This window comes from Caecibacter sp. AF58-12pH5A, assembly GCF_027681725.1.
Taxonomy (GTDB): domain Bacteria; phylum Bacillota; class Negativicutes; order Veillonellales; family Megasphaeraceae; genus Megasphaera; species Megasphaera hominis.
In genome coordinates this window covers 1-16,240 of record NZ_JAQDBC010000020.1, presented here as the reverse complement: position 1 = coordinate 16,240, position 16,240 = coordinate 1, and the positions used below count along the sequence as shown (strand labels likewise).

At 50.0% G+C, this 16,240-nt stretch carries 15 protein-coding genes; 14 read left to right on the top strand and 1 reads right to left on the bottom strand.

Features of this window, described 5'->3' with window-relative positions:
- Positions 1–13 precede the first annotated feature (13 nt).
- Complete coding sequence (locus tag PGX44_RS09125; protein WP_498855141.1) at positions 14–448, top strand: biotin/lipoyl-containing protein; 435 nt, start codon at positions 14–16, stop codon at positions 446–448.
- Positions 449–526: 78 nt separating this feature from the next.
- Here the strand turns inward: PGX44_RS09125 and PGX44_RS09120 are convergent, their stop codons facing one another.
- Positions 527–925, bottom strand: coding sequence for a thioesterase family protein (locus PGX44_RS09120; RefSeq protein WP_288200969.1), 399 nt, complete (start codon positions 923–925; stop codon positions 527–529).
- 86 nt (positions 926–1,011) lie between these two features.
- Here PGX44_RS09120 and nhaA point away from each other — a divergent pair, with 86 nt between their 5' ends.
- From nhaA to PGX44_RS09055, 13 genes are all read left to right on the top strand, one after another.
- Complete coding sequence (gene nhaA / locus PGX44_RS09115; RefSeq protein WP_498855140.1) at positions 1,012–2,172, top strand: Na+/H+ antiporter NhaA; 1,161 nt, start codon at positions 1,012–1,014, stop codon at positions 2,170–2,172.
- A 192-nt stretch (positions 2,173–2,364) separates the two neighbouring features.
- Entirely contained in the window at positions 2,365–4,392 is a 2,028-nt protein-coding gene (locus tag PGX44_RS09110; protein ID WP_498855139.1) for an LTA synthase family protein, read from the top strand.
- A gap of 36 nt (positions 4,393–4,428) precedes the next feature.
- On the top strand, positions 4,429–5,640 hold the full coding sequence (locus PGX44_RS09105) for an O-antigen ligase family protein (protein WP_498855138.1): 1,212 nt from the start codon (positions 4,429–4,431) through the stop codon (positions 5,638–5,640).
- Positions 5,633–6,622, top strand: coding sequence for a glycosyltransferase family 2 protein (locus PGX44_RS09100; RefSeq protein ID WP_498855137.1), 990 nt, complete (start codon positions 5,633–5,635; stop codon positions 6,620–6,622). Before PGX44_RS09105 ends, PGX44_RS09100 begins: the two co-directional genes overlap by 8 nt.
- A 156-nt stretch (positions 6,623–6,778) precedes the next feature.
- Positions 6,779–7,786 carry a VirK/YbjX family protein gene (locus PGX44_RS09095; protein ID WP_498855136.1) on the top strand — a complete coding sequence of 336 codons (1,008 nt, stop codon included), beginning with the start codon at positions 6,779–6,781 and terminating at the stop codon, positions 7,784–7,786.
- Between the two features lie 9 nt (positions 7,787–7,795).
- Positions 7,796–8,551: a glycosyltransferase family 2 protein gene (locus tag PGX44_RS09090; protein WP_498855135.1), complete on the top strand. Its 756-nt coding sequence runs from the start codon at positions 7,796–7,798 to the stop codon at positions 8,549–8,551.
- Positions 8,552–8,607: 56 nt separating this feature from the next.
- A complete protein-coding gene (locus tag PGX44_RS09085; protein WP_498855134.1) occupies positions 8,608–9,540 on the top strand; it encodes a glycosyltransferase family 8 protein in 933 nt (310 codons plus the stop codon).
- Between the two features lie 10 nt (positions 9,541–9,550).
- A complete protein-coding gene (locus PGX44_RS09080; RefSeq protein WP_498855133.1) occupies positions 9,551–10,774 on the top strand; it encodes an O-antigen ligase family protein in 1,224 nt (407 codons plus the stop codon).
- On the top strand, positions 10,767–11,558 hold the full coding sequence (locus PGX44_RS09075; protein ID WP_498855132.1) for a glycosyltransferase family 25 protein: 792 nt from the start codon (positions 10,767–10,769) through the stop codon (positions 11,556–11,558). The genes PGX44_RS09080 and PGX44_RS09075 overlap by 8 nt, the downstream gene beginning before the upstream one ends.
- The gene (locus PGX44_RS09070) at positions 11,555–12,610 is read left to right on the top strand and encodes a glycosyltransferase family 9 protein (protein ID WP_498855131.1); all 1,056 of its coding nucleotides are present in this window, start codon (positions 11,555–11,557) and stop codon (positions 12,608–12,610) included. Before PGX44_RS09075 ends, PGX44_RS09070 begins: the two co-directional genes overlap by 4 nt.
- A 2-nt stretch (positions 12,611–12,612) precedes the next feature.
- Positions 12,613–13,608 (top strand): glycosyltransferase family 8 protein, encoded by a 996-nt coding sequence (locus PGX44_RS09065; RefSeq protein ID WP_498855130.1) that lies wholly within the window; start codon positions 12,613–12,615, stop codon positions 13,606–13,608.
- Positions 13,609–13,801: 193 nt separating this feature from the next.
- Complete coding sequence (locus PGX44_RS09060) at positions 13,802–14,968, top strand: nucleotide sugar dehydrogenase (protein WP_498855129.1); 1,167 nt, start codon at positions 13,802–13,804, stop codon at positions 14,966–14,968.
- Between the two features lie 11 nt (positions 14,969–14,979).
- Positions 14,980–15,984, top strand: a complete 1,005-nt coding sequence (locus PGX44_RS09055) for an NAD-dependent epimerase (RefSeq protein ID WP_498855128.1) — start codon at positions 14,980–14,982, stop codon at positions 15,982–15,984.
- The last annotated feature ends 256 nt before the right edge of the window (positions 15,985–16,240 follow it).

Sequence of the window (16,240 nt, the reverse complement as noted above, 5' to 3'; positions counted from 1 at the left end):
GGAGGAATAGATAATGAGAAAATTTAAAGTAACCGTAAACGGACAGGCGTATGAAGTAGAAGTAGAAGAAACGGGCGTAGCCAGCGCCCCGGCAGCAGCTCCTGTACAGGCTGCTCCCGTAGTCAAAGCGGCTCCGGCGGCCCCGGCAGCACCCGCTCCGGCAGCCCCGGCAGCTAAAGCAGCTCCGGCTCCGGCAGCAGAAGCAGTAGCACCGCGCGGCCCCGTTCCCGCAGGCGCAACGGTCGTCAAGGCACCGATGCCGGGCAAGATTTCTGCCGTGAAGACGCAGAATGATGCCGACGTCAAACGGGGCGATGTACTCGTCGTTCTCGAAGCCATGAAGATGCAGAACGACATTATGGCTCCTGGCGATGGCAAGGTCTATGACCTGCGCGTTCAGGTAGGCGATAACGTAAAAACCGGCGATACCCTCGTCGTTATCCAGTAAAAACGAAGGACACAAAAAAACTGTATCCCCACGAAGCCCTAAACGACTCCGCAGGATACAGTTTTTTTATCAGATGCCTTATTTGGCCAGCTTGCTCTGTGCTTTTTCCACGAAGGGCTTCGATTCGATGATGAAGCGTTCGTGTGTGGCTTCGCCGACGAGGCCGGCTTCGTCCCAAGCCTGGATGGAAAAGGTCAGCTTGCGGCGGTCCTGTTCCGTAAGAACGGCTTTGGCACGGACGGTCATGCCTACAGGCGTAGCCGAAACGTGTTTGACGTTCATGGAAATGCCAACCGTGCCGTAGCCTTCAGGCAGCTGGGAATCGCAAGCGAGGACCGCTGCGTGTTCCATCAGGCCGACTAAGGCCGGCGTCGCGTATACCGGTGCTGTGCCGCTGGCAAACTGAATAGCCGTATTGGCATCGGTGACTTTTTCTGTCGTTTCGGCAGAAGACTGTAATGTAAGTGTGAAATCCATGGTGGTACCTCCTTATGCGTGCCTCTTGGCACTATGCATTTATTGTAACACGGCGACGCAATTTTTAATACCGAAAGGAAGGGCATATGAGAAAAAAAGTACAAAGAAAAGTGAAACGAGCGGTAACGAATTTCTTTCAGCAGGAAGCCTCTAGTGGCATGACACTCCTCGTCTGTGCTGTCGTAGCCATGGTGATTGCCAATACGGGCTTGGGCCCTGTCTACGAGCATTTGTTACACACGGAACTTGCCTTAGGGCCTTTGTCTATGTCGTTACTGCATTGGATCAACGACGGCCTCATGGCGATTTTCTTCTTTGTCATCGGCCTGGAAATCAAACGGGAATTCCTCTTTGGCGAACTGAAATCGCCGTCGGCGACGATTCTGCCCATTGCCGCCGCTGCCGGTGGTATGGCTGTGCCAGCCCTCTTTTTTGCCGCCTTCAATATGGGTCTGCCGTCCATCAGCGGCTGGGGCGTGCCGATGGCGACGGATATTGCCTTTTCCTTGGGCATCCTGGCCTTTGCTGCGCCGAAGGCACCGCGGGCTGTCGTCGTCTTCCTCACGGCCCTGGCCATCGTCGATGACTTAGGCGGCATTCTGGTCATTGCCATTTTTTACTCGTCAGAGCTGCAGCTATCTCTGCTTCTGGCCAGCCTGGTCGTCATGGCCCTTTTATTCCTGGCCTGCAAGAAACAGATTTCCTTCTTTCCCTTGTATCTCGCAGGAGGACTTATCCTTTGGTATCTTTTCCTGCGCGGCGGCATCCATCCGACCATTGCCGGCGTCATCCTGGGCCTTTCCATTCCGGTCGGCACAGAAGCAACCCATGCCAAGAGTCTCCTCAGCAAAGTGGAGCACCGGCTCACGCCCTGGTCGGCTTACGGCGTCATGCCTATCTTTGCCCTTTCTAATGCCGGCATTTCCCTCATCAGCAGCAGTATGGCCACCTTTGCTTCGCCCATCAGCCTGGGCATCCTGGCTGGCCTCTTCCTCGGCAAGCCCATTGGCATCTTTGGCATGACCTGGATCCTCATCAAAAGCCGCATCGCCACCTTGCCGCACGGTGTCAAACTGGGCCACTTCCTCGGTGCCGGCATGCTCGGCGGCATCGGCTTCACTATGTCTCTTTTTATCGCCGCCCTGGCCTTTCCCGACGCAGGCAGCCTCGATACGGCCAAGCTCGCCATCGTCAGCGCCTCCGTCCTCTCCGGTATTGCCGGCGCCCTCGTTTTGAAGCGGGTCTGATCATCACGGCAGGCCGTACATAGGCATAAAATATGTACTTGACGGTGTGAGTATGGTAAAATAATATGATGTGTAATACAAAAAAAGACTTCCGTACGTCGGCGTTTTTGACGGCCCTGTGGGAGCAAGTTCATATCCTGCCGGAGCGGCTTGCAGCGCTCCAGGCAGGATGGATAAAAGAGAGGTAAAGGCATGTTTGAACAATTCTTTTTAGGAGCTCAGCAGGATCTCAAATTATTCATTTGTTTTCCTATCCTATGTGCTATCTTCCGGGCTATCTTCATTGCTACGCAAAAGCCCGACGGATCCCTTAAAGGGAAGGGGAAGGCCTTATTTCAGTGCTTCCGCTTCGGCTTTTGGTGGGGCATGGACATCAACGCCTACGTGTTCGTCTTGTCCCTGGTAGTCGTGACACTGCCGGGTTTATTTTTTGCTCCCTGGGCCGCCCACGGCGATACGATCCGCCTGGTCCTGGGCATGATCTATGCCATGGCTATTTACTTGGCCTTCATTGGCAAGCAGATTTTTTATGCGCAATTCCACGATATTTTCAATAATATCGTTTTCTTAGGGGAGAAGGCAGAGAAGAACAACCTCGTCGACGTCTTCTTCAACCAGTATCACGGTGCCCGCCGCCTGGCCTGCATCATTCCTTATGCCATCCTGGTCTATTTCGGCATCTTCGGCATTTTGCACACGCCGGTGCTGGCCTATCCGCACTTTGCCGGTGCTTGGGCCTATGTGTTCAACACGGTCATCGTCCTGGCTCTCATTGCGTTCTTCTATTTCTTCCGCTACGGAGGCACGTTCATGCACGACGATAAGCCCGAATGGGATACGATTCCCGACATCGTCAAAGATGACCCCTTCCTGTCCAAGGCGACGGTGGACGATCTCATCGCCTTAAAGCTTCTCAAGCGGCAGCGCCTGGGCGTAACGATGCAGCGGAGCGACAAAGAAAATCTGGAACTGGCTAAGCCCCTTATCGAAGCAACGGGCGGCAGCGTAGCGTCTTATGACGACGCCCTCAAGGCCTTTACGCACGTCGCCAAGGGCCCGAAAATGAAATTGCCGTCTCACATTTTCCTCATTGTCGGTGAAAGCTACTCCCAGCAGTATTTCGATCCGGCCTTTGCGGATTTGCACGTTGCCGACCGGGGCAAGGCGTTCATGGACGATCCCCATACGGCGTGGATCCGCACGGCCCTTTCGGCAGGAATCATTTCCCGGCCTTCTATCGTCAGCCTCATGCTGGGGATTTTCGATGCGGGCCTGGAACTCAATGAACGGGAACAATTCTGGCAGGGTACCTTGCCGACGTCTATGCCCGTACAACTGCGTAAATTAGGCTATCAGACGAATTACTGGTACGGCGGCAGTATGGCCCATGGCAACTTTAATCATTTTGCGCCGGCCTGCGGCTTTGACCATGCCTATTCGGCCACGGATATTTGCGATCCCGATGCGCCGCGCTCGTGGGTCGGTGTCTATGATCACATCTTCCTCGGCAAAGCAGGGGAGATGATTCAGGCAGACCAGGCCCCGTTGCAGTTCCACTATCTCTACACGACGTCCAACCACGGCCCCTACAAGATGCCCATGAAGAAGCTGGGCTTTGAGGCTGAAAAAATACTGAACGTAAAGGATGACGTGCTGAAGGAAAAAATCATTCCTAAGATTCTTGGCGCTTTCTGGTATTCAGACAAGGCGATTAACGATTTTATCGACCAGATGAAACGGCTCTATCCGGATAGTCTCTTCATCGTCACCGGTGACCATGGCTGCCATTGCTCGGAATTACAGCATACGTCCTTCATGAAGCGGGAATATACCTTCCGGGAACTCCATTCGCCGGTCCTCATGTTCCAGCATCCGAACCTCGACAAGGACTCCTTGGCAAATAACGTCATTGGTGGTCATATGAATATCCTGCCGACTATCATGGAACTCATTGCGCCCAAGGGCTTTACGTATTATTCCCTCTTTTCGTCTCTGACGGAACCGGTGACGCAGTGTGTGACACCCTATCACTGGGCAACGAATGAATTCGTTGGCGGCTGTGATGAACAGTATTACCAGAAGCTCAGCGCTGTCAGAGGGGACGATGTCATCCGCGGGACGACGCCTTTTGCTGTCGAATGTGAAGCCGAAAAGAGTTTGTCTGCCTATATTTTGCAGCATCCGGAATTATTGCAGTCCGTGCCAGACCTGCTCAACTAGTAAGCCTGTCGCGACCTTGTATGGGGAGCGGAAAAAATGAAAGAAATATTGACCCGTAAGCGGGACTGGATTCGCCAGTTGCCCTTATTTTTGCTGGTAACCGGCTGTGGCGTGTCGTCAGGCATGGTCATGGCCCTTGCCGCTATTTTGTATGTAGTGCTCTGCCGTCAGTACCATGAGCCCTTTCTTGGGCCGGTCATCAGAAGCCGTCATTTCAAACAAAGTTTGCTGGTCATCGCGATTGCCTTGGTGGCAGCTGGTATTACGGTGCCCTTCAACGGCGGGAGCGTGACTTTGCTTCTTACCTATATTTCCTGCCTGGCGCCGTTTTTGCTGGCTGTCGTTATGATGCGGCCTGGCACGAAGACCTATCATGCTATTTGGTACGGTGTCATGGCAGCCCTTATTTGGCTCTGCCTGGTCGTGCTCGTCCATCCGGGCTGGCATGACCGGCGCCTATTCGGCCCTTTTGACAGCCCGCATACGCTGGCAGGTCTCTTGACCCTTTTGGTGCCTATCGTGTTCTTTGGCGCTGTGAAGTACCGCTATCATCTGCGTTCGCGCAGTATCATTTCCCTGGTTCTCTGCATTCTGGCGATGATCATGCTTATCTGCACGGGCTCCCGCAATGGCTATCTTACCTTTGCCATTGGCTGTGCTATTCTGGCCGGGCTCGTCTATCACTGCCGGGACCTGGTATCCCTCAGGCTTATGGGGGCCGCCGTCGTCATTGCCTGCCTGGGCGTGGCCAGCATTTCCCCGGCCTATATGTCTCAGAGCGTGCGCCGTGAGCTTGGCCGGGCCAACCGTATCTATCTTGCAGAAACGAGTCTTGACATAGTCCGGGAGCATCCTCTCGTTGGCATCGGGATGGGGAACTGGAGTAACGTATACGAGACTGCCTATGCTGCGCACAATCCCAGTAGTACCGTGCGTAGGCCTTCGCCAGGCAACGTGTATCTGCAGATTATGGCTGAAACCGGTCTCATCGGGTTCGCCGGCTTTCTCTCTCTCATCCTTTGGCAGGGCAAGGAAATCATCTCCTGCCTGCGGAACGTGTACCGGCGCAAACAACGTGCCTTTCCCTGGCTGGCCAGCCTGAGTTTGGCACTCCTTTCAGTATATATTTTTGGGTTCCTGGACGATACCTTCTTTGGCCGCACTATGTTGCAGCTTTATTGGCTCTTGTGGGGCCTCTGTCTGGGAACGATAGCCTTTTCGGAAAAGGAGGCTGATCCGATTGAATGATTTATTAAGTGTTATTGTGCCTGTCTATCAGGATGCGGCCTCGTTGCCCCAGACCCTGCAAGCTATCCTGGGGCAGACCTATACGAATCTTGAAGTGCTTCTCGTCAACGATGGCTCTCAGGATCAAAGCCTGGAAATTTGTCAGGCTGTAGCGGCTAAAGATGCACGTGTCCGTGTCTTTACGAAAGAACATGGCGGTGTCAGTGCAGCCCGTAATCTTGGCCTGCGTGAGGCAAAGGGCAAATATATTGCCTTTGTCGACGCCGATGACTGCATCGACTCGCGCATGTATGAAGCCATGCTGGCTGTCATGAAACGGCAGAACGCAGATATCGTCAATTGCCGCATGGACAGGGAAACAATCTATGTACCTACACCCTATACGGAAAAAGCCATCACTGTTTCAGACCAGCCCTTGACCTGCCTTACGAAGCAGGGCTGCTCTATCAACAGTATCCTCAACAAGGTTTTTACGCGCGACGTCATTGGCGATACGCATTTTGACGACACCATTTCCTTCCTGGAAGATAAACTCTTCGTCACGATGGCCTTTTTCAATGCCCGTAAGGTAGCCTTTATGGACAATCCGTTTTACCATTATTTACAGCATGCCGATGGCTTGTCCTGGGTGGATACGTTTGCTACGTGGGACGGCAACTTCCGGGTCAATGAACGCATCTATTGGCGCATGAAGGAAAGTGCAAAAGCCGGCACAGACCTGCAGCAGGCAGCCTACCGTAATTACATTCGTTCCGTCCTGGATCTCCTGCGCTATGCCGTAAAGCATCGGGAACGTGACCTCTACGAAGAAACGCGGTCTTCCTACGGCTGGGACCTCATGCAGTTTTTGCAGGGACAAAAGCTGGGCTTTTTCAAGAAGCTGGAATACCAGACCTATACGAGCTCCTATTTCCTGGCCTCCCTGTTTCACTATCACTTCGGTAAAAAGAAGCTTCTCGTCAGCCGCAAGGGCAGAGAATAAGAAGAATTTACAGAGTATTAGCGGTCTGGTAAGCACGGAAAGTAGTCAGTCCTATGAAAAAATGATATACTCTAATACGTAACACCAGCACCCATGCCGGCAGGCAGGAAAACCCTGCCTGCCACATCGTAATAGCAAGTAGAAAGGAACGGATCGATGCACAGCATATCTCATTTTTGGAACGTCTCCCGTGGCATTTATGGACCGCGGAACTTTAAGGAAAATAAGCGGGCCGTCGTCTTCTTCGTCAGAGCCATTTCCAACCGCGCTCTTTTTGAAGAATTATATACCTTCTTTGATCAATATCCGCCTATGAAAGGCTTTTTGGAAACCCATGATCCGGATTTCCAGGAAGTCATTACGCGCGTCTTCTTGTTTAAAAACTCGACCATGCGCCAGCGCCTGGACGCAGTGAAGCATCACTTTACTATTTTGCGCCAGTTCTTTTCCGATGACGTCATCAAAGAAATCTATTGGGGCAAAGGCTATACCCTGTGGCAGTCCCAGGATGCAGCGAATCCCTTGAAGGTACGGCTTATTTTTGATACGGGCCAGCGTAAGGAAGGCTTCTTGTCCCTCTATCTCTATAGCCGTGAAGATATGCTCTATCATTTCAACTTCCGCTTTGATTACAATAAAGCCGGTGAACCGGCCCTTTATATCGGTACCCTCCAGGGTTCGAAGGCAGGCTTGGAACTGACGAAGGAAATTACGAAGAAGCTCTTTGGCTACCGGCCGAAGAATTTCATCCTCTATTTGCTGCGTATTTTTACGCAGACCTTGGGCATTAAAGACCTCTATGCCATCACCGATGCCGGCTTTTATACGAACAGCCATATTCTGCGCGGCAACCGCAGCAAGAAAACCAGCCTCGATGTATTCTGGAAAGAAGAAGGAGCCGAAGCGACGCCGTCGGAAGAGTTTTACTGGCAAATGCCGATTACGGAAAAACGCCGCAAATACGACGATATCCCTTCGCGCAAGCGCAATCTTTTCCGCAAGCGCTATCTCCTCATGGATGACATCATCCCTGATTACATTGCACACGTAAAAGAGCTCTTCCGCGACGATTTCCGCCCTACGCCGTCGGCCATCGACGAAGCGGCCATTACGGAAAAGCCAGCTGATTACGATCCCATTGAAGCGCCTAAAACGCAGGAATAAGGAGACGCCATGAACTCATTAGCCGTGATCATCTTAACGAAAAACGAAGAAGTCAATATTGTCGATGCCATCGAAGCGGCCAAAGCCTGTGCCACGGAAGTCCTCATCGTCGATTCGGGCAGTACGGATGGTACGGTCGAATTGGCCAAAGCGCATGGTGCCCGCGTCGTATTCCGGGCCTGGACCAATGACTTCGCCGCCCAGCGTAACTTTGCCCTGACGCAGACCGAGGCTGACTGGGTTTTCTACGTCGATGCCGATGAACGCATTACGCCGGAACTGGCGCAGGCCGTAGAGCAGGTCGTCGCTGCAAACGAAGCCAAGCAATACAGCGTAACCCGCAAATCCGTCGCCTTTGGCACGAAATTCAATCACGGCGTCCTGAAGCCGGACCACGTAGCCCGTCTCTTTCCGCGCACGGCCGTGACCTGGGTCAATCCCGTACATGAACACCCGGAATGCGACCTGCCCTTAGTACAACTACCGGGGTATTTGGAACATTACACGTATCGCTCGTGGGCCCAGTGGGAAGGAAAGGTCATGCAGTATACGTCCATTTGGGCAGAAGAAGCCTATGAACGGGGACGGCGCATTTCCTTGAGCGGCGTCTTTCTCCATAGCCTGGGTGGCTTTTTCAAGATGTTTTTCGGCCGCTTGGGCTTCCTTGATGGCTGGATGGGCGTCTTTATGTGCTGCCATCACTTTTTTTATGAAACCATGAAATACCTGAAGTTGCATGAACAGCAACGGATGAAACAAAAATAAGGCAGGGGAGTACGTATCCCTGCCTGTGTTCTAGAACTGGAAATGAGGAGATCCACATGGATGAAATAGCCGTAGCCGTAGCTGCCGATGACCGTTATGCCCAGCATGGTGCCGTAGCCTGTGCGTCGATTTTGCTGCAGCACCAGAGGGGCTGCCCCGTACACGTATATTTCTTGAGCGACAACATATCAAAAGAAAAAGAAGCTGCCATTACGGCTACTGTTACCCGTCTCCAGGGAAAGATTTCCTTTATTGCTACCGGTGACATTGCCATCCAGGCGCATACAAGCGGCCACATCAACCGGGCGGCCTATTTGCGTCTCATGCTGGACCAGCTCCTGCCGGAAAACGTTACGAAAGTGATGTATCTGGATACGGATTTGCTGGTGTTGGATGATATAGAAACCCTTTGGCATACGCCTCTGGAAGGAAAACCTATGGCGGCCGTACCCGACCTGGGCATTCTCTGCTCCAAACGCATGGTAAAGCAAAAAGAGGCGACCTTGGGCATTCCTGCAGGAGATTTGTACTTTAATTCCGGCGTCATGGTATTGGACCTTGCAGCCTGGCGAAGCCATCACTACGGTCAGCAGGTATTGGAAAAAGTAGCACAAGGTGCGTTCCGCCACCACGATCAGGACGGACTGAACCTGGTCTTTAAAGACAATTGGCAGGCCTTGCCCCTGCGCTGGAACGTCATTCCGCCCATCTTTACGCTGCCCCTGAAGGTGCTCACTCATAGTAGCTGGCGCCATAAGGCCATAGAAGCAGCCAAACATCCGGCCGTCTTTCATTGGGCCGGACGCTATAAGCCCTGGGAATTTGAACGGGACGGGGCTTTTAACGAGCGCTATTACGACGTCTTGAAAGAAACGGCCTTTGCCGATGTGGAGATGCCGCAACCGAGTGCCGATATGAAAGGGAAATCTATTGGGCGCCAGGAATTTCGGATGAAAGTGGCGAAGCTGTGGGAAAGAATATTGTCATAGGGAGTGTAACATGAAGATATGCATCAACAGGGAAAATCTGCTTAGTGTGGCCTTAAATTTATTTGTACTTTTTGTCTGTAGTACAAAGTGGAATGCCGGATTCAGCATTAGTGCAGGCTTGATCGTGGTTCTGCTTATCTGGTTTTTAAGAAAAAAAGAGAAGTTTGCATTGCCACCGTTAAGCTTTTTTGGCCCTTACATTTTTTTCTTGGCAATGGTGTCCTTGGCATCTTTTCTGACAGGAGATGCAGGGTCTATGCGGACTGCCAGGAACTTTATCGCATATTCACTTCCTGTATGGGTAACGTATTTTGGCTTTCAAAAGGCCAACCATGACTGGTCATCCTTCCAATGGGGCCTTTTGGGTGGCAGCTGGGTTTTGGCTTATTATCCGTTGCAGGCCATCATGGCCGGACACATATGTGAACGCTTGCGGGGACCTTTTGCATCGTATAATCATATGTCCATGACGCTTGAAGTATTATTGCCTTTCTTATACTTAGCGACATTTCACCATTGGCATAGCGGAGAAGGAAAGAAAAGGATACTCTATACCTTGCTTTTTGGTTGTACGGCTGTCTTTATGACGGGAACCCTATTGATGGCTCAATCGCGTGGCGGTACGGCAGGTTTTGGCGTAGGCCTTTTAACTGTTGCTATATATGCAGGGTTGACGCATAAGAAATCCTGGAAAATGCCTCTGCGGACAATTGTTTTTTGCCTGATCTTAGCCGTATCGGGGAGTGGCTTTTACGCCTTTACCAATACGTATCAAACCCGTTCCTATGATAATGAACGGGTATTGTTGCTTCACTCTGCCTACCATATGTGGCAAGATCATAAGGTATACGGCGTAGGCTTTGATCGCTGGAACAAGGAATATCAGGCCCATTACATTTTACCGGGCGCGCATGAACCAACCTTGACCTTGCCGCATAATAATGTGGCCAACTTCTTTTCCGGCACAGGAACCTTGGGCGGCGCCGGATATCTGGTATTTTTAGGCAGCAATCTGCTATTGTTGCTCTATTTGATCAAAAAATATCCGAAAAATCTGATTCCCTATGGGATGCTTTGGTACTGTATAGGGCTTCTGCTTGTTCATGGTATGGTGGATAATACGTTTTATGCAAAATATGAACTCCATTTGTATTTTACTTTTTGGGGCATTACCTTAGCTAGTTGTACGCATAATAAATTGAAACAGTCTAATGGGGGAAAGACTGATGAGTAATTTTTACCATTATGTAATCAGTGCAAAAAATGCAGAGGATAGAAGAGCGTCTATTTTAACCAACTTCCAAAGTCATGGAGTAGAACCACAATTTTTTGATGCCATTATGGGGAATGAGTTGACACCTAAAGAATTGGAATCCTTAGCTGTGGATCTGGGTGTGATGAGGTTGGGAGAAGTAGGCTGTGCGTTATCTCATTTAGGTGTTTACAAAAATTTACTTGAGAGTCAGAAGCCTTATATCTTCGTATTCGAAGATGATGTTCAGCTAAATACCGTCTTTTTTCAAGAGTTGGCAGACTTGCAGAAGTTTCTGGACAGGCATACGGAACCACTGGTGCTTCTCTTATATAAAGCGGTAGCACATACTAAGCCTATCGTATATAAGGAAGGTAAGCCATTTATTTTGCGTGCGCTGGCAGGTACGGACGGACATGGTTATGTCATTAATCGTAAAGCTGCTGAAAATATCCTGCGGTTTCAGACGCCGCCTAGGATAGAAATAGATGCATGGGCCCAATATTTGAAGTTTAATCTCTTGGAAATTTATTGTATGGAAGAAAAATTAGTGCAACTGAATGCTTTATATGCACAAAATTCTCTTATTGATACAATAGCTTCACGGGACCGCAAGGATTTGAAATATCTAAAAAAGATGAAGCAAAAACGGATAGATGATTTTTACAACCAATTATCTCTAAGCGAAAAACTTTTACTTCAAGGCAAGCGATTCTGGCGCCACATCCAGGAACTCTATTACGATAAGGAAGTACAATCAAAATGACGTACCATAAAATCTTTCTCGATGGCATCATGCATATGGGGGACATGCTCATGACGGCGTCTGTATTGCCCGTTTTGCGCAAACACTGTCCTGATGCGGAAATCGTATATTTAGCGACGGCTGATTTGGCCTTTGTGGCAGAGATGCTCGACGGGGTGGACCGGGTGATTCCCTATACCTATAAGAGCGGTGGCGGCACGCGCGATGTATTTCGTATTGCCCGAAATTTGGGACGCGAGAAGTTTGACTTGGGCATCTCCCTGGACCCTCGGGAACGGGTAACACTCATGAAGTGGCTTGCCCGTATGCCTGTGCGCCTCAGTATGGAACAGGGCCTGGGCTGGAAACTGGGCTGGGAAAAAATGCTATATACACAGGATTTGCCCTTGCCAACAGGCTGGGAATTTGAGGCACATAGCCTGTCGGCAAATTTTCAGCAAATGCTGCGCCTCTATTTTCACGATACGGACAGCCAATATGTATCACCCCGGTTTAAGCCCTTTACGCAGGAGGTAGAGGCTTGGTGCGCGGACGTATTGGCCCGGTATCCGGCCCCAAAGCACGTTGCCTTGTGCATTCAGTCCAGTAGTCCTACGAAGGATTGGCCGGAAGAAAAGTTCAGCCATATTTGTAACTGGCTTATCGACACGTATGGCGCACGCCTATATCTGACAGGTATTCCCAGTCATGAGGCCCGGGCGAAAGAAATCCTGAAGGGCATAGCGCGGCCTGACCAGGTCGTCGATCTCATTGGCAAATCGTCCTTCCAGCAGTTGGCCGGACTTTTGTCCCACATGGATCTCTTGCTCAGCTTGGATACAGGCACAGCACACGTAGGCGGTGTGGCCGGTTGTCCTGTCATTACGCTCTTTACCCATAATTCGCCGACCCTTTATCAGGCACCGGGACCTCGCTCCCTCTGCGTCAGTGGTCATGCGCCCTGCTCGGGAAAATATGTCTGTGCCGGTCCTAAACGTTGCACTAAAACAGACTGCGTCGATGTCCTTACTATACCCATGGTCCAAGAAGCCATAGAAAGCGTGTTTAATTAATCATGAAAACATTTGAGTCAGGTTTCTTTGCCTTAGAAAACTTTATTGTCAAGAAAGAGGACTTTAATTTTTTGCAGGATTTAGAAAGTACTCCTTGGCATATTACCTACAACGTAAACGATCCTTTTTTTACCATTATGGGCGCCTCCATCGTTTCCGTTTTAGAAAATAATCAGGATCAACCTTTGGTCTTTCATTTGTTTACCGACGGCTATAGCCAGGAAAATCGGGATAAGGTTCGTCAACTGGCCGCACAATGGCATTGCCGCTGCATTCTATACGAACTCAATATGGCACCCTTCGAGGATTTCCACGTCAAGGTAGCCCGCTTCTCCCGCATCACCTACGGCCGCATCTATATGCCGAAAGTTTTAAAGGACATGACGGACCGTTACGTCTATTTAGATGCCGACACCATGGTTATCGCTTCGCTGGCACCGCTATTTTCCCTGGACATGACCGGCTATGCTATGGGAGCCGTTTCCGAACGGCCTAAGGATGCCGCCTATCGGGGCGAATACCTGAAGCTGAAGAACGGAAAATATTTTAACGATGGAATTATGGTTGTCAATATTCCTGAATGGGAAAAACAGGGTATTACGGAAAAAGCCTTTTCCTTCCAAAAAGAGCCGCGCGAACGCTTCCTGGGCCAAAGCCAGGATGTGCTGAACCTGACTTTTGACGGGACAAATCTTTTCCTGCCATCGGAATACAATGAATTTGGCGGTGGCCAGGATGACCAGGGGAAAGGCGTCATTATCCATTGGACAGGCCGGCGCAAGCCCTGGCAAATGGTACTCCTGCCCTTTGACCCGCAATGGAGAACATACAACGCCATGTCGCCATGGGAAACGATAACCAATACCCTGCCCATTAAGAAACCGGAAAACTACCACGACTTCAAGCAATGGGCGAAATACCGTAAAAAAGATAGCTTCATGGAGTATGTATGGGGCATGTTCTGGTATGCTTGGTTGCGATTGCGTTACAAATTATAGAAATTTAAAAAATCCGAGATGTATGTTTTGTGAAAGCATGCATCTTGGATTTTTTTGTTTGGTAAATAACTGCGGACAAGGTATCTGGAAATAGTAACTGCTTCCGGTTACAAAGAGACTCATAGACTTTTTGATATACTGATACACAAATGTGGTATAATGTCTGTATATGTTAATAATTGGAGGAACGAAAATGAAAATCGCCATTGCCGGGACAGGCTATGTAGGCTTGTCCAACGGTTTATTATTGGCCCAGCACAACGACGTCGTCGCGCTGGACATTGATGCGGAAAAAGTAAGCAAGCTCAATCAGGGCATTTCGCCTATTATCGACGCAGACATTTCCCGCTTTTTAGCGCGTACAGATATTCATTTCAAGGCGACGTTAGATGCAAAAGAAGCTTTTACGGACGCGTCGTTTGTCATCATTTCTACGCCGACGAATTATGATCCCAACAAGAATTTCTTCGATACCTCCTCAGTAGAAGCGGTCATTGAAGAAGTGTTAGCTATCAATCCTGATGCGGTCATGGTCATCAAATCGACCGTACCCGTAGGCTATACGGAAGAAATCAAGGAACGTTACGGCACGGAAAATATCATGTTCTCGCCGGAATTTCTTCGCGAAGGCAAGGCGTTGTATGATAATTTGCATCCGTCGCGTATCGTCGTCGGTGAACGGTCGGAACGGGCTAAGATCTTTGCCCATCTCCTGGCTGCTGGCGCAGAAACTACAGATATCCCTATGCTCTTTACGGGCTCGACGGAAGCCGAAGCCATCAAGCTCTTTGCCAATACCTATTTAGCCTTGCGCGTGGCCTATTTTAACGAGCTCGATTTGTATGCCGAAATCCGGGGTCTCAAGACGCGGGAAATCATCAAAGGCGTCTGTCTCGATCCGCGTATTGGTGATTTCTATAATAACCCGTCCTTCGGCTATGGCGGTTATTGCCTGCCGAAGGATACGAAGCAGCTGTTGGCCAACTATCACGACGTACCGCAAAATCTGATTTCCGCCATCGTTCAGGCGAACCGCACCCGTAAGGACCATATTGCCGACGAAATCATCAGCCGAAACCCCAAAATTGTCGGTGTGTATCGTTTGACGATGAAGCAAAATTCCGATAATTTCCGGGCGTCCGCCATTCAGGGCGTCATGAAGCGTATCAAAGCCAAGGGCATTGTCGTTGTAGTATATGAACCGGCTCTTGATGCGGACGATTTCTTCCATTCCAAGGTCATTCGCGACTTAGGTGAATTCAAAAAAATGAGCGATGTCATCATCACCAACCGCTGGGCTGATGAACTTACAGATGTGAAGGATAAAGTCTATACGCGCGATCTCTTTGACCGCGATTAAGGAGGAAGGACATGGCAGATATTAAACCGTTAGATAAACAAAAGAAAGTCCTCATTACCGGCGCCGCCGGCTTCATCGGCTTCCACCTTTCCAAACGGCTTTTGGAGCAGGGCATGACCGTCATCGGTCTGGATAACGTCAATGATTATTACGCTGTGGCTCTCAAAGAAACGCGGTTGCAACTCCTCAATGATATGCCGGGCTTTACCTTCATCCAAGGCGACCTGGCTGATGCCGATACGGTGCAGCAAACCTTTGACGAACACCACCCGGACATCGTCGTCAACCTGGCTGCTCAGGCCGGTGTCCGCTATAGTATCGATAATCCCCGTTCATACATTGATTCTAATATCATTGGTTTCTTTAATATTCTGGAAGCATGCCGCCATTTTCAGCCGGAACACCTGTTGTTTGCATCGAGCTCGTCCGTGTACGGTAATCAGAAAAAGACGCCTTTCTCGACGACGGATAACGTCGACCATCCCATCAGCCTTTACGCGGCGACGAAAAAGTCGGACGAACTCATGGCCTATACGTATAGCCATCTCTACGGCATACCGGCCACAGGCCTGCGCTTCTTTACCGTCTATGGTCCCTTAGGCCGGCCGGACATGGCATATTTTAAATTCGCCAACAAGATCCGCCTTGGCGAAACCATCCAGATTTACAACCATGGCGACATGTACCGCGACTTTACCTACGTCGACGACATCGTCACCGGCATCGTCCGCATGCTGTGTAACCCGCCAAAAGAAAACGAACTGGGCGATAAGTACAAAGTCTACAATATCGGCAACAACCGGCCGGAAAAGCTCATGCATTTCATTGAAGTCCTGGAAGCGTCCTTGGGCCAGACGGCAAAAAAAGAATACCTGCCCATGCAGCCTGGCGACGTGTACCAGACCTACGCCGATACGACAGAGCTGGAACGGGATTTTGACTTTAAGCCAAAAACTACTATTGAAGAAGGCTTGGGGAAGTTTGCCAAGTGGTATAAAGAATATTATCGTATGTAATTTAACGAAAGGACTGCCTTGTGAGAAATTCACTTCCTCATGAGGCAGTCTTACTATACGGACCAATTCAAACTGAATGTATGGCATGAAAGAACAGCTCATCATATCGGGTAACGCCATGATGATACATGTTGTAAAATAACTAAATGAGAAAAGGAACAACATTGATGAATATACGAATTTTTTCTTTAGAATAGAAGGGTTTGTCAAGTTAAGTGTGTAAGTTTTTTTAGGTATCATAAAAGAAGATGCGTTA